The organism is Candidatus Blochmannia americanus (nom. nud.) (genome assembly GCF_059934915.1).
Window position 1 is genome coordinate 255629 of sequence record NZ_CP011792.1, and the last position, 25063, is coordinate 280691.

Consider the following 25063-nt stretch of genomic DNA (forward strand, 5'->3'; position numbering starts at 1 on the left):
AAATTCAGGTAATTTATTATGCGTCATAGAAAAAGTGGTTTTAAATTAAATCGAACCAGTGCTCATCGTAGATCTATGTTTAGAAATATGGTTGTATCATTGACCACTCATCATATTATAAAAACTACGTTGTCTAAAGCTAAAGCACTGCGTCTCGTTATTGAACCGTTGATTACGTGTTGTAAAGTGGATACGATTGCGAATCGTCGTTTAGTTTTTTCTAAAATCAGAAACAATAATATTGTTACAAAATTATTTACACAAATTAGCCCACATTTCTGTAATCGTCCTGGAGGATATACTCGCATACTAAAATGTGGGTTACGTAAAGGAGATAGCGCTCCTATGGCATATATAGAATTAGTAGAACGATCTAAAATTAAAATAGAATAAGAAATATAATAATATTTCTAGTATAGGAGAGGTTATTATAGGGAAGAATAATTAAACTTAGTTAGATAAAATATTGAGTGTATTTTATTTTAGTACAGAGTAGGGCCTGAACCATTCCTTATGCCCATTGATAATATCTCGTATGGATGTTTTCTTTTTTCCTGCAATTTGTAGTATAGTAAGTATTAATATTCCAGAACCAGTACTCACATAAATACCATTTGAATTAATTGTCAATATGGTGCCTGGCAGTACGGGTAATGTCAAATAATTAGGCATATCTGGATTACTAACTTCAGCATCCCATACTTTAATACGATGATTTTTTATTTGAAAATAACTAATTGGCCATGGATTAAAAGCCCGGATACATCGTTCTAGTTGGATAGCTGATAAATTCCAATTAATGCGTGCTTCTTGTTTATCTAATTTATATGCATATGTAGCATAAGTTGAGTCTTGAGATATTGCAGTGTTTATTCCTAATGTAAGTTGATCAAGTACTTGGGATAGCATAGCCGATCCAATATTTGATAATCTATTAGAAAGGGTATAACTGGTATCTTTTGGAAAAATTTTGCAAGGCATAATATGCAGAATATCTCCAGTATCGATACCTACATCCATTTGAATGATGGTTATTCCCGTAATGGAATCACCATGTTCTAATGCACGTTGAATTGGCGCTGGACCGCGCCAACGAGGTAATAATGAACCATGTACGTTAATACAACCTAATCGTGGAATATTTAATATTTCTTGTGGTAGAATAAATCCGTAGGATACAACTACTATTAGATCCACATTAAGTTTTTTTATAATATCAATAATATCCGCAACGGATAAAATATTGGACTGGAAAAAAGATATATTGTGCTTTTTTGATATCTCATATAAAGATAAAGAGGAGTTATACCGAGATAGTTTCATTTCTTGAGAAAAAATTGCTGTTATCTTATGGGTAGACAAGTGAGTCAATGCATGTAAATGCCATGCTGAGAAACTTGTAGTTCCAAAAAAAGCGATACGTAATGATTTCAAGTGTACCATAATATATATATTGAAGAAGAAATTGGGTATTTTTAAAATATTTTAGATAGTTTTTTTATTTTTTTGTGAATTTTTTTAATTTTTAATGGAGATAAATAATCAATAAAAAGTTTACCAAATAAGTGATCTATTTCGTGTTGAATGCAAATTGATAATAGATTGTTTGCCTCCATTTCGAATCTATTACCATTTTGGTCTAACGATTGAATAATGATCCTTTCTGAACGCGGAATAATCTCATGTATTTGGGGAATAGATAGACAACTTTCAGAGATACTGATAGTACCTATTTTTTTTGTAATAACAGGATTAATAAAAACTAAACGTTGTTTGTTTTTCATACATAGGTCTACAACAACAATTTGTTGATGAACATTAACCTGTGTTGCAGCTAGTCCAATACCTTTTTTAAAATACATAGTATCAAACATATCACTTATGATTTGTCTCGTATCATCAGATACCGCAATAACAGGATCAGCAATTATTCTAAGACGTTTATCAGGATAAAGTAATATTTCTAATATTGACATAAAATAAAAAATTATTTAATTAAATTTAAAAAAATTATATATTATTTGATGATTTATGGAAATAGTTAAGATAAAACACGGATATTTTATCTTCATATCAAAAAGGTATTGGAAAAATTATTTGAATTAGATGATATTTTTGATTATCTTTGATTTTTTTTTTTGGAATGTATTGTCTAATGGAATGATTAGATAAATATTTGGTGCGTTTTCAACACACACAAAGTATTGCAAGGATTATCTTACAAAATATTTTTGATATGATAATTTAATCACATTTTTTGATAAAAATAATTGATATATCAAAACTTGAAATATCGTATATTTCATATATGACTTAAAAGTCATATAATCAATAATGTAAAAAATGTTAGTTTTAAATATCGATTTCAGTAAAATAATATTGTATGATGTTTCATCAGATAATTGATTAGATAATGGTTTATGATCAGGATATATCATTTGATAAGCATGAAAAATCTACTGACACAATTATATCAAGGTAAGGTGATTGGTTATCCAACGGAATCAGTGTTTGGATTAGGATGTGATCCTGATAGTAAAAATGCGATATTAACTTTGTTAAAAATCAAAAATAGATCATGGAAAAAAGGTTTAATTTTAATTGCTGCTAGCTATACACAATTGCTGAAGTATATTGATGATAGTTGCTTAAATAAAAAACAACAATCACAAGTTTTTTCTACTTGGCCTGGACCGGTAACGTGGGTGTTCCCAGTAAGAGCTAATAGCCCATATTGGTTAACAGGGCGATTTTGTTCCATAGCAGTACGAATTAGTCATTTTGAACCAGTTCAGCGTCTTTGCTTGGCTTTTGGAAAACCTTTAGTGTCTACTAGCGCAAACGTATCTGGACAACCCCCTGCGCGTACTGTTACAGAAGTATATCAACAATTTGGATATAGTATACCCATCATGAAAGAAGATGTACTCGGAAGACCTAATCCTTCAGAAATTAGAGATGTTATGACTGGAAAATTAATTCGTGGATGATTTTTGTTATTAAGAGAGATAAATAGATGAGTTCTTTTGCTGTTTTTGGTAATCCAATCAAACATAGTAAATCGGCAGAAATTTACGCATTATTTGCAAATGAAATTGGAATATCAAAAAAATATGATCTAAAATTGGCATTACAAGATAACTTTAATTATTTATTATATAATTTTTTTGAATTAGGTGGATTGGGAGCAAATGTCACCTCCCCGTTTAAAGAGAATGCATATTTATTATGCAATCAATTAACTGAACGAGCTGAAATAGCTCGTTCAGTTAATACGATAAAAAAACTAAAAAATGGTATTTTGCTAGGAGATAATACTGATGGTATGGGATTGATTAGTGATTTAAAACGTCTTAATTGGTTAGACAGCAATAATAATATCACCGATAATAAATCTATGATAGCAAATGTTTTATTAATTGGCGCCGGGGGTGCTGCAAAGGGAATTGTTCCTATTTTATCCACTACTATAGCAAAATGTTCTATTCACATAGTGAATAGAACATTCTCTAAAGCACAAGAGTTAACTTCTTATTATCATAAGATAGGATATAAAAATATATCATGTATGCCTTGGAATAGATTATATGGTGATACCAATACATATAGTTTAATTATTAATGCTACAAATAGTAGCATGTGCCATGCTATTCCAGAAATACCATCATCTTTTATTGCTCCTATAACTAAATGTTATGATTTATTTTACCAAAAGCAGGACACATCATTCATAACATGGTGTAAAGAAAACGGATCAGATTATTGTTCAGACGGATTAGGTATGTTAGTAGGGCAAGCGGCTTATGCATTTTTTTTGTGGCATAATTTATTACCTTCTATTGATCCTGTATTAGATCATTTAAGATCTGTACTATATGTGTAAAATTATTTTGATTGTTTTTAAAATAGTAAATGTAGATTATTACATAATACTAAATTTTTAGACATTATTATCTGTAATATATATATATATAGATAGATGAGTTTGATGTTGTTTAAATCTATTTAAATTTGTAAAAAATTAAAATAATATAAAATATTAAATTGATTATTTAATACTATAGTGCTAGTATATAGCGCTATACTTGGCGGCGTTAGCGCGATAGAACCACCTGATTCCATTTCGAACTCAGAAGTGAAATGTCGTAGTACCGATGGTAGTGTGGGGTTTCCTCATGCGAGAGTAGGGGGCTGCCAGGTATTTTACTTTTAATTAATTTTAATAACTAAAATTAAAAAATAATTAAAATAAACAATACGGATGAATTAATTTTTTTTATTACTAATTTAATTGATCATTGTAGTTATAATGAGTATTATGTATATATAAAAACATATTATGTTCGGTCTAAATATACGATAAAGCGTCTCTTATGATATAATTACAGAATTATAAAAGTAATTACGATTGTAATTAAAATTAATATTTATATAAATATAGAATATAAATTGGAATTTTTGATGGTTAATGAGATAAGTTTTATTAAAGTAAAAATATCATTCAGGTAATGACTATTGCCTGGCTCCCTGAGCAACAGGGGGTTAGTAATTATATAATATATGTTAGAACAGAAAAATTAAAACGAATCTTTTTTTTTGCGTAATTCAGAAAAGAATTGCCATTCTTCTTTTATGTCAGGAGATAAATTTAGTGATTTTTTTACATTTAAATTATTGCAACGAAAGAAAGGGTTAACTTGTAGTTCCAAATTTAATGTTGTTGGTACAGTAGGTTGGTTGTGTTTACGTAATTTAATAACATTATTACGATAGTTGATAATAAACTGATCTTGAGGAAAAATAGAAATAGCGAAATTAAGATTAGATAAGGTATATTCGTGTCCTCCAAAAATTAAAGTATTATAAGGAAGATGCTTAATTTTTATAAAAGACGCATACATATGCTGAGAAAGCCCTGAGTGGATTTTACCGCAACCTGCAGAAAATACTGTGTCTCCACAAAACAACCAAGGCTTGCTATAAAAGCCAATATGTCCTGGTGTATGGCCAGGTAAATTAAGAACTTTAAATTTTTTCTGTAATAATGTAAAATCATCTCCTTCTGATATTAAGCAGTTAGAGCCGTTGTTTTTAGTTTCCATAGGACCATAAACAATTGTTTTTGGAAAATGTTGAACCAATGCGCTCACTCCGTTAACATGATCAGCATGATTATGAGTCAATAAAATTGATCGTAATGTCAATTGAAATCTCTTTAAAACATTCATTATTTTTATTGTTTCTCCTGGATCGATAATTATACATTCATTGCTGTGATTATATAGCAGCCAAATATAATTAGTATTTAATGCTGGAATTCTAATGATATTCATGATTAATATCGTCATTTTGTAATAGTTTAAAGTGTTTATTTTAAAATTTTCTTAATAATATGCAATGGATAAAAATTATTATTTAGTACTAAAATTATTTTTTTTTAGATATACATATAGATTAGAGGGGGGTTCAAATAATTGTTGTGACTAGTATTAGCATTACTACATAGCAAAATGTTAGATGTAGCTTGATTTATAAAAATTTGATATAAAGGTTTTATATACTGACATTACTTATATTGATAATATATATATATTTTTTCATATAATAAAATATTAATATTGATTGTGACAATATTATTGTCATTAGTAAAAATCTTCATTTATAGGATGTTTGGCAGCTAGTCGAGCTAATTGATCGCATCGTTCATTATCTGGATGGCCAGTATGGCTTTTTAGCCAATTCCAATGCATAATATTATGAATTTGTATTGCTGTGTCTAGACGTTGCCATAAATCAATATTTTTTACTAATTTTTCTTCAGAGGTTTTCCAATGATGTTTTTTCCATATATGAATCCATTGAGTGATTCCGTGTAATAAATATTGGCTATCAGTATTCAAAGTAATTTGACATGGATTTTTAAGTGATTCTAAGGCAATAATGGCGGCCATCAATTCCATACGATTATTAGTAGTTAATCGGTATCCGAGACTGAATTCTTTCTTATGTTGTTTATATCGTAATATTGCAGCACAACCACCTGGACCTGGGTTGCCAAGACATGAGCCATCCGTGAAAATTTCTATTTTTTTATACATATTATCAGGTATATTATAATGTCAATTAAAACAAGTAGTGTGACACAAATGAGAAGTTATGAGCACTAATATTGTACGGCAAATTGCTTTAGATACTGAAACTACTGGTATGAACAAATTTGGAATTCATTATGAGGGACATAGGGTTATTGAAATTGGTGCGGTAGAAATAATAAACCGTCATTTAACTGGCAAGAACTTCCATGTTTATCTGAAACCAAATCGCACAGTTGATATTGAGGCTTTCCAGGTTCATGGAATTAGCGATCAATTTTTAAAAAACCAACCAGCTTTTTCAGAAGTAGTAAATGAATTTTTAACATTTATTCGTGATAGTGATTTAATTATTCACAACGCTCCGTTTGATTTAGGTTTTCTTAACCAAGAATTACGGATGTATAATGTAAATTCAAAAAAAATAGAATCTTGTTGTACTATAATTGATAGTTTAAGATTAGCTCGCAAAACATTTCCAGGACAACGTAATAATTTAGATGCATTATGCGAACGTTATTTTATTAATAATGATAAACGACGAAATCTACATAGCGCTTTAATTGATGCGCAACTTTTGGCTAATGTATTTTTGTCTATGAGTGGAGGACAGACAAAAATGGAATTCATGGAAATAACGAATAGAAATATGGCAGATAATAAAATTAATAATGTAATACGCTTGAATAGTATGAAATGTATAAATTCAACATCGTTGAAAATCATTTACGCCAATGAACAAGAAAGATTAGCTCATGAAGAATGTTTAGATCATATACAACAGATAAATAAACATTATATATGGCGGAAGTAATGATATATCGGGTGATGATTTTTTTTAAGTTATTTTTTATAAAAAATGATATGGTTATGCGTTTATTTATATAAATATGTTATATTACAGATCAGTTAAGATCTGTAATAAATGTATTTATTATGAATAATTGTTAAATAGATTTATATATTCATATTGTGTCATCACCATGATGATATCCCATATTCTGTATATATTTTTTGTTATTTTGCAGGAGTGATCATGTATCATGATTTAATTTGTAATGAATTTAATGAAACTGTAAAAATGATGGAGATTTTTTCTCGAGAAAAGCACAATATTCATGTAGTTGAATCCTCTGCAAAGATCATTGCTAATATTTTCAAAATAGGAGGAAAAGTGTTGTCTTGTGGCAATGGTGGTTCGCATTGTAATGCTATGCACTTATCGGAAGAATTAACTGGACGTTATAGAAAGAACCGCGTAGGTTATGCAGCAATTGCTATTTCTGATCCGTCATATCTATCATGTGTCAGTAATGATTTTGGATATGAATATGTTTTCTCCCGTTATATTGAGTCTATCGGAAACGAGAAAGATTTGCTTTTTGCTATATCTACTTCTGGGCAATCGACTAATATTTTATATGCTATAGAAGCAGCGTACAAACGAAGTATGAAAATAATTTTTTTAACTGGAGCAAAAAAAGAAAATGAATTTTCTAATTACATAGATATAGAAATTTGTACGCCATATTCAAGTTATCTTGATCATATTCAAGAAATTCATATTAAAATAATCCATGTACTTATTCTGCTCATAGAGAAAGAAATGGCATCTATCCCCGAGAAAATAATGCAAACTAATAATAATATGTAATACTGAATATATATGGTATATAAATAGAAAACGAAATTTGTTATTTGTTTTTTATTATAATCTAAATGGGCTTAAGATCATTAGTGTGTAATAACGACCAAGATAAAAATATCTTTAAAATATGTAAAGATATATTGAAAATATTGTAACTAACTATGCCGATATAGCTCATATGGGTAGAGCAGCGCATTCGTAATGCGAAGGATATAGGTTCAAATCCTATTATCGGCAACAATATGCGATTGAAGAAGACATTTATTTTCTATTTAAGATAGAATTTACGTAAATGAGTTAGTCAGCCAGTAAGACTCATCCTTATAATATTTTATTTTATAATTGCGATGCATGATCTTTTAGATAATTCATCACTCCTGTCTGAGATGCTTCTAGTCCTTTTTTGTTTTTGTTCCATTGCGCGGGACAAAGAAGACCATGCGCTTCATGAAACTGCAATGCGTCTACCATACGAATCATCTCATCAAAATTTCTACCAAAAGGTAGATCATTAACTACTTGATGTCGTATAATTCCTAATTTGTCTATTAAAAAAGAAGCTCGTAAAGCAACTCCTTTATTTGAGTGTTCAATGCCATATTTTTTAATAATTTCACGTTTTATGTCAGAAACCATAACATACTTCAACAACCCAACGCCACCTTGATTTATAGAAATTTGTCTCCAAGCGTTGTGCACGAACACTGAATCTATGGAAATTCCAATAACTTCTACATTTCGTTTCTGAAATTCAACATAACGTTTATCACAAGCAATCAATTCTGATGGGCAAACAAAAGTAAAATCCATAGGCCAAAAAAATATTATTGCTTCTTTTTTATTAATATAACTTAATAAATTAAAATTATCCACAATTTCACCGCTTCCTAATACGGCAGAAGAAGTAAAATCTGGAGCATAACGACTGACTAACACCATATTTGGTTCCTCATTTTTTTGTAATATATTTAAAATATTAACATATTCCATATATAAACAGTCATATTAATGATCAATATTTTTATCTTACTGCTGAAATCAAGTTTATGCAAATAAATACTATGTTAAATTTTTTTTAAATGAAAATAACTACCTGTTTAAATAGGATGATTATAAAATTTTAATTATTTTATCTAAGTTAATAGTTTAATAATTTATTGTATATTTTGTGCAAGTATTATACCTATACATAGTATACTTCGAAAATAAAATTTCATTTTTTATTATTAGCATTCCAATTGTCATGAGTTGTATTGTATGCAATTTATTTGGGTGTTTGTTTTCAGAATAAAATTATAGATTAAAAAATTTAATATTTTTACTGATCTTGATCAAAGATGAAATTTTTGATATTTAGAGTTAAATAAATTTGTGTCAATTACGACAATGTGATGTAAAGGAAATGGATATATATGTATTCAATTCTTTAGATCTTCTAAAAAAATTAGAGCCAGAAGATTTATGGTATTTTTAATGATATTAAAATGATATCAATGAATATTATTCATGTAAATATTGGTTATATTGATATATAAGTACCCATGTAGTTTAATGTTATCGGTAAGTATTTATATATATAATTGATAAATCAATAGGATTAGTATCTGATATATTATTATTAGATAATAAAACACAACATATATATATTAGATAATTACAGCTCGTATCCAGATGCAAATAAATATTTTAACAGCTGAATGATATTTTGGGTAATATTTTATTGGGTAAATTATGTAATGTAAAAAATAATGATTTTTGTAACTTTACATATAGATTTACTAACTTTAAATTAATGTAAATTATCAAAATAAAAATATCATATTACATGAACTAAATATATATAAATATTTATCTTAATTATAGACAATATTCATGAAAATATAAAAAATATACGACCAAATAATTGATTTGTAACAACTATTATAAAATTATTAAATATTGCATCAATGCATATATATGCATCAAAATAGCATAATTATTGCAAATTGTTTTTTAGATGCGTATAAAAATCTGTATTTTATTAATGTATATTAAATATCCTTAACGATATGGTTATTAATTTTTTTATATCAATATTAATTATGTCATAAAAAATATAGATATTGTCATGTATTTATTCAAGATAACAATCTATATTATATAGATATAGATTTACAGTTATGAAAATTATTTTTCATTCATAATATGTATAAACACAAATTAAAATGATAGCAAACTTATAGTTGCTCCTTATTATATTTGTATTTGATGATAAACATATTTATTAAATTGGGATAAAGTTATGCCATTTCAATTATTACAAACAGATGGCGACGCTCGCCTTGGTAAACTTATTTGTAACCGAGGAATAGTAGAGACACCTACTTTTATGCCAGTAGGAACCTATGGATCGATAAAAGCGTTAACCTCAGAAGATATTGAGGGAAGTGGAACGCAAATTATTTTAAGTAATACTTTTCATTTATGGTTACGTCCTGGTTTAAATATCATAAAATTACATGGTAGCTTACATAAATTCATGAATTGGACGGGTCCTATAATTACAGATTCTGGGGGATTTCAGATATTTAGTTTAAGTAAAATGTGTACGGTTACAAGAGAGGGAGTATACTTTAAAAGTCCTATCGATGGTCAGATTGTGTTTTTAACCCCGGAGAAATCCATAGAAATTCAACATGGTTTTCAATCTGATATAGTTATGATATTTGATGAATGTATATCTTATCCTTCCACTTGGAATGATGTAAAAAAATCAGTAAATATATCCTTAAATTGGGCTGAGCGTAGTCGTTTACATTTTAATACATTATATAATTCAAATATGTTGTTTGCTATCATTCAAGGAGGTATGTATGAAGATTTAAGAGATATATCAGCAAAAGAATTAATCAATATTGGTTTTGATGGATATGCGATAGGGGGATTATCAGTAGGTGAACCAAAAAAAGAAATGTATCGTATTTTATCTCATATATGTAAAATAATTCCTAAAAATAAACCACGTTATTTAATGGGTGCCGGAAAACCAGAAGATTTGTTAGAGGCTGTGCGGCAGGGCGTTGATATGTTTGATTGTGTTATACCAACTCGCAATGCTCGTAATGGATATTTGTTTGTTTCTGATGGAATAATTAAAATTCGTAATGCACAATACAAACAAGACATTTCTCCAGTAGATAAAAACTGTGATTGTTATACTTGTCAGAATTATAGTCGTTCGTATTTACATCATTTAGATCGTTGTAAAGAAATTCTTGGTGTGCGTTTAAATACTATTCATAATTTAAGATATTACCAACGTTTAATGGAGGCATTGCGTCAAGCTATAAAAATGAAATCGTTACAAAATTTTATTGATGTCTTTTATAAGCGTGTTGATTGTATGTAACACTAATTTATAAATTTAATATTTTTATATTATACTAGCAACAAAACTATTCTATAAATGGGAAATAGAAATGAATATATTTATTAATGCTGCTTGGGCAAGCGTCAATTCCAATTCTCAAGGTAATCCATATTCCTTAGTAATCATGTTAACAGTATTTGCTGGAATTTTTTATTTTATGATTTTTAGACCGCAACAAAAACGTAATAAAATTCATAAAGAATTATTAAGTTCTATCTCTAAAGGAGATGAAGTTTTAACTAATGGGGGATTAGTGGGTCTTGTAGTTAAAGTTACAGAAACAGGTTATATATTTATTATTCTGAATGAAAAGAATGATGGCAGTGGTAATGAAGTATTAATTAAGCGTGATTGCGTTACTGCTATTTTACCTAAAGGTACTATGAAAGTATTATAATTTATAATTTTTATCTAGTTTGAGATCAAATCTGGTGTTAAATAATTATCCGTTATGGAAGTATCTTGTAGTTATGTTAATATTTATTATTAGCATGATTTATGCTTTGCCAAGTTTATATAGATATCACCCTACAATATACATTACTCAATGTGTTCCAGAAACAGTCCATCAAAAATTTGATAATATTGTGTTATGTCAAATTAAAAAAATATTGGAAAGCGCAGAGATAATTAATAAGTCTATTGCGTTACAATCAGATAAAATTTTGATACAATTTTTGTATGAACAAGATCAACTTCAGGCGTATCAAAAATTATCAACTATTTTTTCAAAAAAATATCAGATTTTCCTTTGTACTACTCCGGCTATACCGCATTGGTTGTCTGTAATAAAAGCTAAGCCTATAAAATTAGGATTAGATTTGTGCGGTGGGATATATTTTATAATACACGTAAATACGGAAACTATATTGGATAAATTACAATCACAATATATTGATTCTTTAAGAACGACTTTATTTGAAAAAAAAATTCCTTATATGACAGTATGTAAAATTGAAAATCACGGAATTGAAATTAATTTTCAAAACTCTAATTATAGAAATAAAGCAATTGCACCATTATCTAAAATAGATAATGATTTAATTTTACATAAGATAGAAACTAACAAACTACATGTGATTTTTTCTGAAAGAAAAAAATACACAATGTGTGAATATGCAATGCAGCAAAACTCTACTATTTTACGTCATCGTATACACCAGTTAGGAATTGCCGATCCATTAGTACAACGTCATGGAACTGATCATATTATTATAGAATTGCCTGGCTTTCAAGATATTGAAAAAGTTAAAGGGATACTTGGTACAACTGCAAGTCTGGAATTTCGATTAATTAATTCAGCAATAAGCGAATTTGAAATAAATAATAATTTAATTCCAGAAGATTCTGAAATAAAATTAAGTAACAATGGATATTTGGTGCCGTTATATAAACGGATAATTTTATCTGGAGATAACATTGTTAATTCTAGTATTAGTTTAGATGAATACAATCGTCCTCAGGTAAATATTACTTTAGATAAAACAGGTAGCACCATAATTTCTAATTTTACTAAAGATAATATTGGCAAATCAATAGCTACTTTATTTGTCGAATACAAAGATAGTGGAAAAAAGGATTTTAAAGGCCATACTATATTCACTAAATATGAACAAGTTATTAATATTGCTACTATTCAATCTCAATTAAGTAATAATTTTCGTATTATTGGTATTAGCAATTTTAATGAAGCGCGTCATCTTGCGTTGTTATTACGTATGGGAACTTTAGTGACACCTATTTATGTTGAAGAAGAACGAGTCATTGGTCCTGTGCTCGGTAAACAAAATATTGAGCAAGGATTTACCGCATGTGCTTTAGGGATATTAACTTCTGTATGTTTTATGATTTTATGGTATCGTTATTTTGGATTAATCGCTAGTGTTGCCCTCATTGCTAATTTAGTACTTATAATCAGTGCAATGTCTGTAATTCCAGGAATAGTATTGACTATGCCAAGTATAGCAGGGATAATATTAACTTTATCTGTAGCTGTAGATGCAAACGTATTAATCAACGAAAGAATTAAAGAGGAAATAAAACAAGGTAAACCAGTACAATATGCGATATATACAGGATATCGCAAAGCACTTACTAGTATTGTAGACGCAAATATTACGACTATTATTACTTCTATTATATTATATTTAATTGGTACAGGACCAATTAAAGGGTTCTCTATTACTACTATTATTGGAGTGGGGACGTCAATGTTTACATCTGTTGTTGGAACTCGCGCTATTGTTAATTTAGTTTATGGAAAAAGACGCATGAGTAAGTTATCTATTTAATTATTTAAGTTTTTAAACTATATATTAATTAATACATTTTAATTAAATTTCTTAAAATGCATAACACTTGTTATAAAATTTATGATTTTCTTGCATGGAAACGCGCAGTATTATTTTTGTCTGTATTTTTATTTTTGATCTCATGCTGTACTGTAATAACTCGTGGTTTTAACTGGGGATTAGAATTTACCGGAGGTATGTTAGTTGAAATTGTTGTAGAAAAAGATATTGATCTTACTAATATTTACAATATTTTAGTTCAATCAGGATTCAAAAAACCTATAGTACACCATTTTGGTTCTTCTCAAAATATAATGATTCAATTACCATTAGATCCTAATGAAAACAAGGGCAATCAAAATATCATTAATAATATCATACATGTCTTAAGACAAGGAATTGTTCAAAATTTTTTTATTAAACAAGTGAATTGGATTGGTCCGAGTGTTAGTAGTAAATTAATAAATACAGGAGTAATAGCTTTATTAGTTGCATTAATATGTATTTTAATCTATATAACGCTTCGTTTTGAATGGAGGTTAGCAACTGGAGTGGTTATATCTTTAATACATGATATAATAATCATTATAGGTGTATTATCTTTACTTTCTACAAAAATAGATTCGACTATTATCGCTGCTTTAATGTCGGCAATCGGTTACTCTATTAATGATAAAATTGTTATTTTTGATAGAATTCGAGAAAATTTTTGTCGTATATCCGGAGTAAAATCTGTAGATATATTTAATATTTCATTGAGTCAAGTACTAAGCAGAACTGTCATAACTTCGGTGACAACTGTTATAGTATTGTTAATATTACTGATTTTCGGGGGGGCTATGTTACGCGGATTTGCAGTAACTTTATTATTTGGTACTATTATTGGCACAGTATCTTCTATATATATAGCCTCTATCTTAGCGTTTCAATTTGGTACTGCACGTGATCATTTTATAAAAATAAATAAACCAAACAAAATATATTATTACTAATATTTATATATTTAGTTAATGAACACTGAAAGTATAATAACATTTTGCAGTTATAGTAGCAATTGGTAGGTGCTGTTGCTTATATAAGTGTGTTTCAAAATACAGTTTATAATACATGTATGATTATATTTTAAATATAAATATAAATTGTATCCGTAATAATGTTATACATGCATTACGCTAAATATATATAAATATAATCATCAATAAAAATTATTATCACAACATATAAACAAGTGTTCTTTAATATATTATCTTGCGATCAAGAATTAGCTGTGATTATTTTATATTATATAAGTATCGCATGTATGATTGTAATCTTAATATTCACTAAATAAATTATAGTATCATGATGTGATTAATAGATTAAAAGAATAGTACTTTCTTAATATTGAATTAAATTATTGTTGTTTTTAATAATAAAAGTCAGTTCATATAAAAATATATTTAGTTTCACTACTTCATGATGCTATGACAGATAATATCATATCACACGACAAAATATTTTTGACACGAGCTTTGCAATTAGCACGGAAAGGACGTTTTACCACAATGCCGAATCCTAATGTAGGGTGTGTTATAGTGCATAATAGTAAAATCGTAGGAGAAGGATATCATATACGAGCTGGAGAAGCGCATGCTGAGATAAATGCTTTGCGTGTTGCTGGAAATTTATCACAAGGAGCAACTGCTTATATTACTTTAGAACCATGCAGTCATTATGGGCGTACTCCTCCTTGTACTACTGCATTGATTAATGCGGGAATTAGACGCGTTGTTGTAGCTATGTTAGATCCTCATTTTTACGCAAGAGGGCGCGGGTTATATGTGCTGAGGCAAGCAGGTATTGAAGTGCATCATCATAACTTGATGTTACCTGAGGCTGAATTGATAAATCAAGGGTTCCTTAAACGCATACGCACTGGATTGCCATGGGTTAAATTAAAATTAGCAGCATCTCTCGATGGTAGAACAGCTATGTCTTCTGGAGAAAGTAAATGGATTACGTCTATTCAATCACGTCAAGATGTACAACATTTCCGCGCAGAAAGTGATGTTATTCTTTCTACTGCTAGTACTGTTTTAGCGGATAATCCAAAATTAAATGTACGTCGGGCATGTTTTTCAAAGAAGATGAAACGTATTTATGCTAATCATCAAATTAGACAACCATTGCGTGTTATTATTGATAGTACAAATAGAATTCTTCCTTCGCATCGTACAGTACGATGCGAAGGAAGAATTCTGCTTGCTCGTTTAAAAAAAGACCATCGAAATTGGCCCCCATCAGTAGAACAATTATTATTATCATCAATTAATTACCATGGCCATTATCAAATTAACTTAAAAGAACTTATGCAGCATCTTGCATGTCGTGAAATTAATAATATTTGGGTAGAAGCAGGAGCTACTTTTTCAGGAATATTACTAGATATTGGATTGGTAGATGAACTTGTTTTATACCAAGCTATAAAATTTTTAGGGTCTGATGCACGACCTTTATGTTTCTTACCAAATATCAAATGTCTTAATGATAGTAAATCTTTTAAGTTAATTGATATAAAAAATATTGGACCAGACATTCGTTTAAGATTAATACCAAAGGATATGTGATATTATTTTATTTATTCAGTGTATTAATGGTATATTACAATATGTTTATCTGTAAATATGAATAGTATAATTATATAGTAGCTAAATAATAAGGATTATCATGAAAGTTATTGAGAGTGATATTACTGCAAATACAGCGAAAATTGCTATTGCTGTTGTTCGGTTTAATCGTTTTGTTAATAATAATTTACTTGAAGGGGCTTTAGATATTTTAAAGAGAATCGGGCATGTACACGATGAAAATATAACTATAATTTGGGTCCCAGGTGCTTATGAATTGCCATTAATCGCAAAGGCATTAGCTGTGAGTCGTAAATATGACGGAATAATAGCCTTAGGCACAGTTATTCGTGGGCTTACTGCTCATTTTGAATTTATCTCAAAAGAATGCAGCTCTGGTTTATCTAATGTTTCTATGGAAAATACCTTACCTATTGGATTCGGATTACTTACTACAGATAATATTAGTCAAGCTATAGAACGTTCAGGTATTAAATCTAACAATAAGGGATCAGATGCTGCTTTGGCTGTTTTAGAAATGATTAATTTATTGAAAATGATTGAAAAATAGTTGTCTTATATAGGTTTATAAAAGGAATGATGTGAAAGAAATTAGTAGAAGACGTGCTCGGGAGTGTGCATTACAAGCGTTGTATTCCTGGCAATTATCTAAAAATAATGCTAAAGAAATAGAGAATTATATTATAACAGAACAAAAGATTCAAGGTTTCAATATTTCCTATTTTCATGAATTATATGTTGGAGTAATAAGTTGTGCTGAAGAACTGGACAAATTAATGATACCATATTTGTCCAGAAGTTTGGAAAAATTAGGTTATATTGAACATTCGGTGTTGCGCATTGCATTATTTGAGCTTACTAAATGTAGTGATATACCATATAAAGTTGCTATTAATGAGGCAATTGAGCTTGTAAAAATTTTTGGGGCTGAGAAAAGCCATACGTTTATTAATGGAGTACTAGATAAAGTAGCTGCTCAAATTTGTGTTCAAAAAAATCATTATACTATTAGTAAATAACATGTTTTTTATAGAATAAAAACTAAATTTAAAAGTGTAATAATTGTTTTTCATTAATTAATAAACTAATAGATGTGTACCAATATTAATATGATTAAATATGATTAAAAATGTGAAATTATCTCGAATATGGTATTTATTTGCTACTGGTTTTGGGTTAGGACCAATTTCTTGGTTACCAGTAGGGACTGCAGCGTCATTATTAGCAATACCAATATGGTGGATATTAATGTATTTATTTTCATATCAGTTTTATTTTTTGTTCTTAATTTTTGCAATAGGGATAGGTATATTTTTTTGCGATCAAGCTAATCAAATAATTGGCGTCCATGATCATAAATCGATTGTATGGGATGAATTTGTTGGAATGTGGACTACATTAATTATAGTACCGATACATAGTTGGTCATGGACAATTATCGCATTTTTTTTATTTAGAATATTAGATATAATAAAACCTTGGCCAATTTCCTGGTGTGATCGTAAAATAAAAGGTGGATTTGGAATTATTATTGATGATGTATTATCAGGAGTTATGTCAGCTTGCATTATTTTAATCTTAATGATTTTATAGCATTAAAACGCTATGCATAGCGTTTTAATGCATCCATTTTATAATTTTTCTATAAATGCCTATACTATCTAATCCAAGATCAGAAAGTATTTCTGATTGTGAACCTTGAGAAATAAAAAAATCGGGTAAACCAATATTTAAAACAGGAATTGATAACTTATTCTTCATGACAAATTCATTTACTCCGCTTCCTGCGCCACCTATTATTGTATTTTCTTCTAATGTAATTAGAACTTGATGATTTTTAGCAAGGTTTTTTATTAATTTTTCATCTAATGGCTTAACAAATCTCATATCTACTAATGTCGCATTTAATTCAGATGCAACATTATAAGCTGACTGCAACAAAGTTCCGAAATTAAGAATAGCGATATAATTGCCTTGACGACGTATCACACCTTTACTTAATGGTAATACATATAATTTGTTTACATTTGAATTGCCAGGCGCAGCATATCCTTTAGGATAACGTACAACACTAGGTCCATATCGATAGCGATATCCTGTATACAACATAAGTTTGCATTCATATGCATCGCTTGGAGTCATGATAATCATATTTGGGATACAACGTAAATATGATAAATCAAAAGCACCTTGATGAGTTTGTCCATCTGCCCCCACAATACCTCCTCGATCGACAGCAAATAGCACGGGTAAATTTTGAATTGCTACATCATGAATTACTTGATCATATGCACGTTGTAAAAATGTTGAGTAAATAGCGACAACAGGTTTATAACCTGCTATAGCTAGTCCAGCGGCAAAAGTCACAGCATGTTGTTCAGCAATCGCAACATCGAAATATTGTTTTGGGTTTTTCTGAGAAAACATACTCATTCCAGAACCTTCTCGCATCGCGGGCGTAATCCCTATAATTTTATTGTCATGAGCTGCAATTTGGCATAACCAATCACCAAAAATTGCAGAATAAGTTGTATTTTTAGGGTTTTCTATAGGTAACGATCCGATTTTAGGGTCAAATTTGGGTACTGCATGCCATTTAATGGGATCTTTTTCCGCAGGTTTATATCCATAACCTTTTTTAGTAATAATATGTAAAAATTGAGGGCCTTTCATATTGCGCATATTTTTTAAAGTATAGACTAATTCTAATACATTATGCCCATTGATAGGTCCAATATAATTAAAACCAAGTTGTGAAAATAATGAACTTGATGCGCTAAAATTTTCAATTTTGTTATTATTATTTAATTTTACAGTGGAATATATTTTTTTTGAAAAAATATGTGCATGATGATTATTTAATGCTCCTACATTTTCTGAAATCGACATTTCATTATCATTTAAAATAATTAATAAATCAGATTTCATAGACCCAGCATGATTCATTGCTTCAAAAGCCATACCAGCAGTTATTGCCCCGTCTCCTATCACGCATACTGTTCGACGTCCTAACATTTCTCGTTCTGCGGCTACTGCTAATCCTAACCCTGCGCTAATAGAAGTAGAAGAATGTCCTACTGATAATACATCGTATTCGCTTTCATCGCGACAAGGGAATGGATGTAATCCATTCCGCTGTCTAATACTAAAAATACGTTCACGTCTCCCCGTAAGAATTTTATGTGGATATGCTTGATGCCCAACGTCCCAAATTAAATAATCAAATGGAGTATTATATACATAATGCAATGCTACAGTCAGTTCGATAGTTCCTAATCCCGACGCAAAATGTCCACTAGATCTGCTAACACTAGTTAAAAGATATAGACGTAATTCATGACATAATGCTATTAAATTATCTTCAGATAATTGTCGTAGTTCTTTGGGAGTATTGATTAAACCTAATAGAGGATATTTATTTAAATTACAGTTCATTTTAAATTTATTTAATATTATATGCGTAATATTAATTGTTATGTGTAATGATATAACGTGAAAATTCGGATAAAGTATTAATGTTGTAACCTAATTTTGAAATGTATTTTAAAGATGTTAGTGACTCACAATATAAATCTTGAGCTTTAGTGCGAGCGGTTCTTAATCCTAATGATTTGGGATAAGTATTTGTATCATCATATTTTGATTGTATACTATGCGTTTTTTTTTCTTTTTTATTATATGCATGTGAAATGTCAATAATGTCGTCTTGTATTTGAAAAGCTAAACCTATAGTTGTGGCGTAATGATCTAGATGTGCTAATACGTCGTAGCTTTTATTTCCAGCGGCTAAAGCTCCAATACGAACCGCAGCTCGGATTAATGAACTTGTTTTATATTGATATATAGTTTCTAATTGTGTGGCTGATATATTTTTATTATTTTTATTGATCAGATCTAAAGACTGTCCTAAGCACATTCCGTTAGCCCCGCTGGCAGAGGCTAATGTAGCTATCATTTTTAAACGATCCCGATCTGGGATGGTTGGCATATGAGCTTCTGTAAGAATAGTAAAAGCCAATGCATGTAGAGCATTTCCTGCTAAAATAGCGATATCTTCACCAAACTTTACATGACAGGCAGGATGGCCTCTGCGCAATTTATCGTTATCCATAACAGGTAAATCGTCATGAATTAAAGAATAAGCATGCATGCATTCAACAGCTGCGGCTGGAGCGTTGAGATTGGACGATCTGATGCCAAATAATTTTCCTGTTTGATAAACTAAAAAAGGCCTCAATCGCTTTCCTCCTAATAAAACGCTATAACGTATTGCTTTCATAAGAAGAGACGTATCCTGTTTGAGAAACATAAACAGATAACGTTTGATAGCGTTATCCACTTGTTTATGACTATTACGTAACTTATTAACAAAATTAATCATAAATTTGGCTTATTACTGTACCATAAAAACAAGGTACTATGTAGTAGTGTGTATTTGAATGACACGCGTACACATCAATGATATTATACGATAAAAATATCCATATGCTATTATAATTATAATTATTTTACAAATTTGTATATTGATTATGTATGTATGATAATACAATATAAACAGTTTATTATGATTTTCACGCATTGACATAAAGAAATTGACTATAAATAGTAATATTTATTTAGTCTAAATAGATATTTAATGCATTGTGGTTTGTCATGCGTTTTGTTAGTGTTTAAAACACGTATATGAAAATAATCATTAAATTTTCACCAGAAATTACAATAAAAAGTCGTACTGTGCGAATTTTTTTCATAAAAATTCTTATTAAAAATATTAGAACTATTTTCAAAAAAAATAATGAATTAGCATCAATTATACGTCATTGGGATTATCTTGAAATAGAATGTAGCAATAACCAAAAAATATATACTATTTTAATGAATGTTCCTGGTATTCATCATTTTTTATTGGTTAAAGAGAATATATTTAATTCTTTGCAAGATATTTATGAAAGAATTATATTTAGCCTGCATCATGATTTTAAATTATCAGGAAAAAGCTTTTGCGTACGAGTTAAACGTCGGGGTAAACATGATTTTACTTCTCAAGAAGCTGAACGTTATCTAGGGAATAAATTATGTCAAAACATAAGTAATCTTAGGGTTAATTTAACAAAACCTGATAATACTGTGAATTTGGAAATTAAGGATAATAAACTTTTTGTGGTTATTAAGCGTTGCGCAGGATTAGGAGGATTGCCGATAGGTACGCAACAAGAGCTTTTATCTTTAATTTCAGGGGGATTTGATTCAGCTGTTGCTAGCTATATGTTAATCCGTCGGGGATGTAAAGTTAATTATTGTTTTTTTAATTTGGGCGGAACTATGCATACTATTGAAGTATGTAGAGTGATATATTTTTTATGGAATAAATTTAGTAGTTCTCATAAAATAAAATTTATTTCTATTGATTTTTCAGAAGTAATTAAAGAGATTATCTCTAAAATAAAAGATAACCAAATAGGAGTAGTGTTAAAACGTATGATGATACGTTCTGCTTCATTGATAGCTAATCGTTGGAGAATTACTGCATTAATAACAGGTGAAGCGCTAGGACAGGTATCTAGTCAAACTTTAAGTAATTTAACATTAATTAATAGCGTATCTGATCGTGTAATATTGCGTCCTTTGATTTCTTATGATAAAGAAAAAATTATCGATTTAGCTCGAAAAATAGGTACTGAAATATATTCAAAATCTGTTCCGGAATACTGCGGAATAATATCAAAAAAATCAACTATAAAAACAACAAAACAACGCATCGAATTAGAAGAAAGTAATTTTGATTTTAATATATTAGATCAAGCAATATCTCAATCTTATGTAATAGACGTACAAGATATTCCAGAAAAAATAATAAATCAACATTTATATGAAGTAGAAACTAAAAAAATATTAAATTGCAATGATATAGTATTAGATATACGTACAGAAATTGAACAAAAAAGAAATCCTCTTTATTTAATTGATATAGAAATAAAAAAAATACCTTTTTATAAGTTGATTGATCAATTTGCTGAATTAGATCCAAACAAAATATATTTGTTGTATTGTGATCATGGCATAATGAGTCGATTACAGGCGATGTATTTATATAAACAAGGATTCCGTAATGTAAAGATTTATCGACCAATACGTTAATGTTATGGTTCTATTATGTTATAAAAAAATATTTTAATAGAAAAATTTTAATTAATAGTGAGCATGTTTAACTTAGTTTAAGAATAAATTATTAATAAAAATATGCTATTTTGTAGTAGAGATTGTAATATTACTTTTAGTATTTTTAATACTAAAAGTAGGTTTTAATTTGTTAATTACAGTTAACATAACCATAAAAAAATTTATGGTGATGATGTAAAAAGAAATAACACAGTTTATTTGATATTTATCATAATATTTTATGTGTTGTATTAGTAATAGTACATGCGATTCTGTTCTGATTATGAATCTAATTCCATCGTATTAAAAATGATTAATGTAGTGTATGGGTGATAACCATACATAATGAAGATATAATTAACGCAAAAAATAGAACCAACCATATTCCTTTTATTTCTAATAAAAATCCGCCTAAAGTTCCTCCGAATCCTACTCCTAAAAATTGACCAATGGAATAAATACTAATGGTAGTGCCTTTGTATTTATTTGGTGATTCTTTACTAATCAAAGTAGGTAATATTGTTTCTATTAAACTGAATGCTATAAAAAATAATTGCATTCCAAATAAAAATATACACAAATGCATATTTGTTAGCATAATTAATTCAGATAAAAATAAAGTATTCATGCAAACAATTAATGTTTTTTTTGCGCAATTTTTACCCTTGGAGTAGACAATATATATTAATACTGTGATTACAGATATTATCATAATAATACTATAAATTTTCCAATGTATACTAAGGGGGAATCCTAAGTTAATTATTGCTTTAGGTAAGGCAAAAAAATTTAACATTAAAATAGTATGTACAAAAAATATCCCAACATTTAATTTTATTAGTTGCGTATGAGTTAGTATTTGTTTAATATTGCGAAATATAATAAATAAATTTTCATTATTTTTTTTAGTATTAGAAGGAATCGGCGGTATAATAATATAGGTTAAAAATATAGCTAATATAGCTAATATAGTAATACTATGAAATAATCCATGTAATCCAAACATATCAGTAATAATTGGACCGAAAATCATAGAAGTAGCAAAAGTTACACCAAAACTCATTCCAATTGAAGCCATAGCTTTTATGTGATGTTGTTCTTGTACTGAATTTAATAATAAAGCTATCAGTGAGCTACTAATAGCCCCTGATCCTTGTAGAGCTCTCCCAATAATAAGCCCCCAAATATTATTGGTAGTTGCCGCTATCTCACTGCCGAGAGCAAATAAAACTAACCCCATGATAATAACAAATTTATAACCAATTTTATCAGACATTAATCCAAACGGTAATTGAAAAATTATCTGCATTAAACCATATATTCCAATAGCTATACCTAGCAAACTACCATTTACTCCTTGTAAGGAAGTAGCGTGAATAGTTAAAACGGGTAGAATCATAAATATTCCGGCCATTCGAAATGCGAATATTATGCTGAGCCCCAGTATAAAATGTAATTCTTTTTTAGTCATGATTTCTTTATAATGTGTAAATATTTTGAAAATATATTGAGTGTACTACCGTACAAGTAATGATTACATGAATATTTTAAATAGAAATTTTTCAATATTTATAAATTTCGTACTATTATTATTCATTTAAATCTGATAATTTCTAAATATAGTGTAATCATAATGATATTGTTTAGACTGAAAATAAAATATGATCTAAGGATAAAAGTAAATTTAAAGATACCACGATGATAATAGATAATAAAAACATTTTCTTTGCCCATAAACTATCATTATTGATTATTTTATAACCATAATATCCCATGTATAACCACCACAAGTTCATAATGCTGATGATTATTAAAAAGATATAACTAGCATACCCCATAGTGGTAAATAATATAGTAGCTATAATAAATCCTATAATATACATAACTATATGGTTTCTAGTCAACTCTACTCCTTTTTTAAAAGGAAAAGTTGGAACGAAAGCTGCTTTGTAGTCATGAAAATTCAAGATAGCGATGGAATAAGAATGCGGAATTTGCCATAAACTAAAAATTATTAATAATATTACAGCTCCTATATCAAATCGATGTGTAGCAGTGCAATATCCAATTACTGGCGGCATCGCTCCTGAAATACTCCCAACTATTGTACTATAAATAGATATGCGTTTCATCCATAAACTATATACACCAACATATATGAATAGCCCTACTGCTGCCAAATATACTGTCAAAAAATTTTTTGTAAGGATCAAAAATACAAAACCAAATATGCCTAAAATTACTGCATATAATATACTTGCGTTTAAAAAGGATTTACTGTGTTTTACTAATACTCTATTTTTAGTTCTTTCCATAACTGCATCAATATCCCGATCAATAATATTATTTAATACACAGCTAGAAGCCATAACTAACGTTATCCCTATAGCCATTTTGATGAATATAGGGTAATGCACATAGTGTCGTGATGCTATTAAAAATCCTCCTATAGAGGACATTAAATTTCCTGCAACAATTCTTGGTTTTATGAGGTATAAAAAATATTTTATCATACAAATCAATTGTCTTGTTTAAATCATCAAATTATGATGTAAATGTGTCATAATCCATATACTGCCCAACACTAAAATAAAAACGATAAATACTGTAAATATTAAAGATATCACGTTCCACGCTTGATGAGATGTGTTTCCTAAATGTAAAAAGAAAATTAAATGAATAAAAATCTGAATTACTGAACAAAATATAATAATATTTATTAATATTTTTTCATTTGTTGTGTTGTATGCGGTCATAAAAAACGGAATAATTGTCAAAATTATAGATAATACAAATCCAATCAAATATGACTTATGTGTATTACTACGTTTCATTAA

24 protein-coding genes, 1 tRNA gene and 1 rRNA gene are annotated in these 25063 nt (G+C 28.7%); 16 read left to right on the top strand and 10 right to left on the bottom strand.

Annotated features, from left to right (window positions below):
- Nucleotides 1-18: 18 nt before the first annotated feature.
- The gene (rplQ, locus tag Bamer462_RS01120; RefSeq protein WP_500837866.1) at nt 19-393 is read left to right on the top strand and encodes a 50S ribosomal protein L17; all 375 of its coding nucleotides are present in this window, start codon (nt 19-21) and stop codon (nt 391-393) included.
- A gap of 84 nt (nt 394-477) precedes the next feature.
- On the opposite strand, the gene fmt is transcribed toward rplQ, so the two are convergent.
- Together fmt and def are read right to left on the bottom strand one after the other, a co-directional pair.
- Entirely contained in the window at nt 478-1443 is a 966-nt protein-coding gene (fmt, locus tag Bamer462_RS01125) for a methionyl-tRNA formyltransferase (protein ID WP_500837867.1), read from the bottom strand.
- 32 nt (nt 1444-1475) lie between these two features.
- Nucleotides 1476-1976, bottom strand: coding sequence for a peptide deformylase (gene def / locus Bamer462_RS01130; RefSeq protein ID WP_500837868.1), 501 nt, complete (start codon nt 1974-1976; stop codon nt 1476-1478).
- Between the two features lie 471 nt (nt 1977-2447).
- Here def and tsaC point away from each other — a divergent pair, with 471 nt between their 5' ends.
- From tsaC to rrf, 3 genes are all read left to right on the top strand, one after another.
- On the top strand, nt 2448-2990 hold the full coding sequence (tsaC, locus tag Bamer462_RS01135; protein ID WP_500837869.1) for an L-threonylcarbamoyladenylate synthase type 1 TsaC: 543 nt from the start codon (nt 2448-2450) through the stop codon (nt 2988-2990).
- Nucleotides 2991-3016: 26 nt separating this feature from the next.
- A complete protein-coding gene (gene aroE, locus Bamer462_RS01140) occupies nt 3017-3883 on the top strand; it encodes a shikimate dehydrogenase (RefSeq protein ID WP_500837870.1) in 867 nt (288 codons plus the stop codon).
- 201 nt (nt 3884-4084) lie between these two features.
- A 5S ribosomal RNA gene (rrf, locus tag Bamer462_RS01145) occupies nt 4085-4200 on the top strand.
- A 377-nt stretch (nt 4201-4577) separates the two neighbouring features.
- Here rrf and gloB read toward each other — a convergent pair.
- Both gloB and rnhA read right to left on the bottom strand, forming a co-directional pair.
- Complete coding sequence (gloB, locus tag Bamer462_RS01150) at nt 4578-5333, bottom strand: hydroxyacylglutathione hydrolase (protein WP_500837871.1); 756 nt, start codon at nt 5331-5333, stop codon at nt 4578-4580.
- A gap of 309 nt (nt 5334-5642) precedes the next feature.
- Nucleotides 5643-6098 (bottom strand): ribonuclease HI, encoded by a 456-nt coding sequence (gene rnhA / locus Bamer462_RS01155; RefSeq protein WP_500837872.1) that lies wholly within the window; start codon nt 6096-6098, stop codon nt 5643-5645.
- Between the two features lie 58 nt (nt 6099-6156).
- Here rnhA and dnaQ point away from each other — a divergent pair, with 58 nt between their 5' ends.
- The 3 genes from dnaQ (at nt 6157) to Bamer462_RS01170 (ending at nt 7977) form a co-directional block, all read left to right on the top strand.
- Complete coding sequence (gene dnaQ / locus Bamer462_RS01160; protein WP_500837873.1) at nt 6157-6906, top strand: DNA polymerase III subunit epsilon; 750 nt, start codon at nt 6157-6159, stop codon at nt 6904-6906.
- A gap of 222 nt (nt 6907-7128) precedes the next feature.
- Nucleotides 7129-7746, top strand: coding sequence for a D-sedoheptulose 7-phosphate isomerase (gene lpcA / locus Bamer462_RS01165; protein ID WP_500837874.1), 618 nt, complete (start codon nt 7129-7131; stop codon nt 7744-7746).
- Between the two features lie 157 nt (nt 7747-7903).
- A tRNA-Thr gene (locus Bamer462_RS01170) sits at nt 7904-7977 on the top strand.
- Nucleotides 7978-8076: 99 nt separating this feature from the next.
- On the opposite strand, the gene Bamer462_RS01175 is transcribed toward Bamer462_RS01170, so the two are convergent.
- Nucleotides 8077-8679, bottom strand: coding sequence for a peroxiredoxin C (locus Bamer462_RS01175; protein WP_500837875.1), 603 nt, complete (start codon nt 8677-8679; stop codon nt 8077-8079).
- 1342 nt (nt 8680-10021) lie between these two features.
- Between Bamer462_RS01175 and tgt the strand changes: the two genes are divergently transcribed.
- From tgt to Bamer462_RS01215, 8 genes are all read left to right on the top strand, one after another.
- Entirely contained in the window at nt 10022-11128 is a 1107-nt protein-coding gene (gene tgt / locus Bamer462_RS01180) for a tRNA guanosine(34) transglycosylase Tgt (protein WP_500837876.1), read from the top strand.
- Between the two features lie 70 nt (nt 11129-11198).
- A complete protein-coding gene (gene yajC / locus Bamer462_RS01185; RefSeq protein WP_500837877.1) occupies nt 11199-11546 on the top strand; it encodes a preprotein translocase subunit YajC in 348 nt (115 codons plus the stop codon).
- 34 nt (nt 11547-11580) lie between these two features.
- A complete protein-coding gene (secD, locus tag Bamer462_RS01190; RefSeq protein WP_500837878.1) occupies nt 11581-13440 on the top strand; it encodes a protein translocase subunit SecD in 1860 nt (619 codons plus the stop codon).
- 56 nt (nt 13441-13496) lie between these two features.
- Nucleotides 13497-14432 (top strand): protein translocase subunit SecF, encoded by a 936-nt coding sequence (gene secF / locus Bamer462_RS01195; protein WP_500837879.1) that lies wholly within the window; start codon nt 13497-13499, stop codon nt 14430-14432.
- Nucleotides 14433-14903: 471 nt separating this feature from the next.
- A complete protein-coding gene (gene ribD, locus Bamer462_RS01200; protein WP_500837880.1) occupies nt 14904-16046 on the top strand; it encodes a bifunctional diaminohydroxyphosphoribosylaminopyrimidine deaminase/5-amino-6-(5-phosphoribosylamino)uracil reductase RibD in 1143 nt (380 codons plus the stop codon).
- A gap of 100 nt (nt 16047-16146) precedes the next feature.
- Nucleotides 16147-16617: a 6,7-dimethyl-8-ribityllumazine synthase gene (gene ribH, locus Bamer462_RS01205; RefSeq protein WP_500837881.1), complete on the top strand. Its 471-nt coding sequence runs from the start codon at nt 16147-16149 to the stop codon at nt 16615-16617.
- Between the two features lie 31 nt (nt 16618-16648).
- Nucleotides 16649-17086, top strand: a complete 438-nt coding sequence (gene nusB, locus Bamer462_RS01210) for a transcription antitermination factor NusB (RefSeq protein WP_500837882.1) — start codon at nt 16649-16651, stop codon at nt 17084-17086.
- 100 nt (nt 17087-17186) lie between these two features.
- Nucleotides 17187-17660 (top strand): phosphatidylglycerophosphatase A family protein, encoded by a 474-nt coding sequence (locus Bamer462_RS01215; protein WP_500837883.1) that lies wholly within the window; start codon nt 17187-17189, stop codon nt 17658-17660.
- Between the two features lie 24 nt (nt 17661-17684).
- On the opposite strand, the gene dxs is transcribed toward Bamer462_RS01215, so the two are convergent.
- Both dxs and ispA read right to left on the bottom strand, forming a co-directional pair.
- On the bottom strand, nt 17685-19502 hold the full coding sequence (gene dxs / locus Bamer462_RS01220; RefSeq protein ID WP_500837884.1) for a 1-deoxy-D-xylulose-5-phosphate synthase: 1818 nt from the start codon (nt 19500-19502) through the stop codon (nt 17685-17687).
- 31 nt (nt 19503-19533) lie between these two features.
- Nucleotides 19534-20448, bottom strand: a complete 915-nt coding sequence (gene ispA, locus Bamer462_RS01225; protein ID WP_500837885.1) for a (2E,6E)-farnesyl diphosphate synthase — start codon at nt 20446-20448, stop codon at nt 19534-19536.
- 302 nt (nt 20449-20750) lie between these two features.
- Here ispA and thiI point away from each other — a divergent pair, with 302 nt between their 5' ends.
- Nucleotides 20751-22205: a tRNA uracil 4-sulfurtransferase ThiI gene (gene thiI, locus Bamer462_RS01230; protein WP_500837886.1), complete on the top strand. Its 1455-nt coding sequence runs from the start codon at nt 20751-20753 to the stop codon at nt 22203-22205.
- A gap of 334 nt (nt 22206-22539) precedes the next feature.
- Here thiI and Bamer462_RS01235 read toward each other — a convergent pair whose 3' ends face one another.
- The 3 genes from Bamer462_RS01235 to cyoD form a co-directional block, all read right to left on the bottom strand.
- The gene (locus tag Bamer462_RS01235) at nt 22540-23697 is read right to left on the bottom strand and encodes an MFS transporter (protein WP_500837887.1); all 1158 of its coding nucleotides are present in this window, start codon (nt 23695-23697) and stop codon (nt 22540-22542) included.
- Between the two features lie 172 nt (nt 23698-23869).
- Nucleotides 23870-24739: a heme o synthase gene (cyoE, locus tag Bamer462_RS01240; protein ID WP_500837888.1), complete on the bottom strand. Its 870-nt coding sequence runs from the start codon at nt 24737-24739 to the stop codon at nt 23870-23872.
- An 18-nt stretch (nt 24740-24757) separates the two neighbouring features.
- The gene (gene cyoD, locus Bamer462_RS01245; RefSeq protein WP_500837889.1) at nt 24758-25060 is read right to left on the bottom strand and encodes a cytochrome o ubiquinol oxidase subunit IV; all 303 of its coding nucleotides are present in this window, start codon (nt 25058-25060) and stop codon (nt 24758-24760) included.
- Between the last annotated feature and the right edge of the window lie 3 nt (nt 25061-25063).

What these genes read in the sequence shown, in the direction of transcription:
- Bamer462_RS01175 (WP_500837875.1), bottom strand. Translation starts at nt 8,679, where the DNA reads ATGGTGTTAGTCAGTCGTTATGCTCCAGATTTTACTTCTTCTGCCGTA.
- tsaC (WP_500837869.1), top strand. Translation starts at nt 2,448, where the DNA reads ATGAAAAATCTACTGACACAATTATATCAAGGTAAGGTGATTGGTTAT.
- fmt (WP_500837867.1), bottom strand. Translation starts at nt 1,443, where the DNA reads ATGGTACACTTGAAATCATTACGTATCGCTTTTTTTGGAACTACAAGT.
- yajC (WP_500837877.1), top strand. Translation starts at nt 11,199, where the DNA reads ATGAATATATTTATTAATGCTGCTTGGGCAAGCGTCAATTCCAATTCT.
- rnhA (WP_500837872.1), bottom strand. Translation starts at nt 6,098, where the DNA reads ATGTATAAAAAAATAGAAATTTTCACGGATGGCTCATGTCTTGGCAAC.
- Bamer462_RS01215 (WP_500837883.1), top strand. Translation starts at nt 17,187, where the DNA reads ATGATTAAAAATGTGAAATTATCTCGAATATGGTATTTATTTGCTACT.
- rplQ (WP_500837866.1), top strand. Translation starts at nt 19, where the DNA reads ATGCGTCATAGAAAAAGTGGTTTTAAATTAAATCGAACCAGTGCTCAT.
- gloB (WP_500837871.1), bottom strand. Translation starts at nt 5,333, where the DNA reads ATGAATATCATTAGAATTCCAGCATTAAATACTAATTATATTTGGCTG.
- ribD (WP_500837880.1), top strand. Translation starts at nt 14,904, where the DNA reads ATGACAGATAATATCATATCACACGACAAAATATTTTTGACACGAGCT.
- ispA (WP_500837885.1), bottom strand. Translation starts at nt 20,448, where the DNA reads ATGATTAATTTTGTTAATAAGTTACGTAATAGTCATAAACAAGTGGAT.
- cyoE (WP_500837888.1), bottom strand. Translation starts at nt 24,739, where the DNA reads ATGATAAAATATTTTTTATACCTCATAAAACCAAGAATTGTTGCAGGA.
- dxs (WP_500837884.1), bottom strand. Translation starts at nt 19,502, where the DNA reads ATGAACTGTAATTTAAATAAATATCCTCTATTAGGTTTAATCAATACT.
- thiI (WP_500837886.1), top strand. Translation starts at nt 20,751, where the DNA reads ATGAAAATAATCATTAAATTTTCACCAGAAATTACAATAAAAAGTCGT.
- tgt (WP_500837876.1), top strand. Translation starts at nt 10,022, where the DNA reads ATGCCATTTCAATTATTACAAACAGATGGCGACGCTCGCCTTGGTAAA.
- Bamer462_RS01235 (WP_500837887.1), bottom strand. Translation starts at nt 23,697, where the DNA reads ATGACTAAAAAAGAATTACATTTTATACTGGGGCTCAGCATAATATTC.
- secF (WP_500837879.1), top strand. Translation starts at nt 13,497, where the DNA reads ATGCATAACACTTGTTATAAAATTTATGATTTTCTTGCATGGAAACGC.
- ribH (WP_500837881.1), top strand. Translation starts at nt 16,147, where the DNA reads ATGAAAGTTATTGAGAGTGATATTACTGCAAATACAGCGAAAATTGCT.
- cyoD (WP_500837889.1), bottom strand. Translation starts at nt 25,060, where the DNA reads ATGAAACGTAGTAATACACATAAGTCATATTTGATTGGATTTGTATTA.
- aroE (WP_500837870.1), top strand. Translation starts at nt 3,017, where the DNA reads ATGAGTTCTTTTGCTGTTTTTGGTAATCCAATCAAACATAGTAAATCG.
- dnaQ (WP_500837873.1), top strand. Translation starts at nt 6,157, where the DNA reads ATGAGCACTAATATTGTACGGCAAATTGCTTTAGATACTGAAACTACT.
- lpcA (WP_500837874.1), top strand. Translation starts at nt 7,129, where the DNA reads ATGTATCATGATTTAATTTGTAATGAATTTAATGAAACTGTAAAAATG.
- def (WP_500837868.1), bottom strand. Translation starts at nt 1,976, where the DNA reads ATGTCAATATTAGAAATATTACTTTATCCTGATAAACGTCTTAGAATA.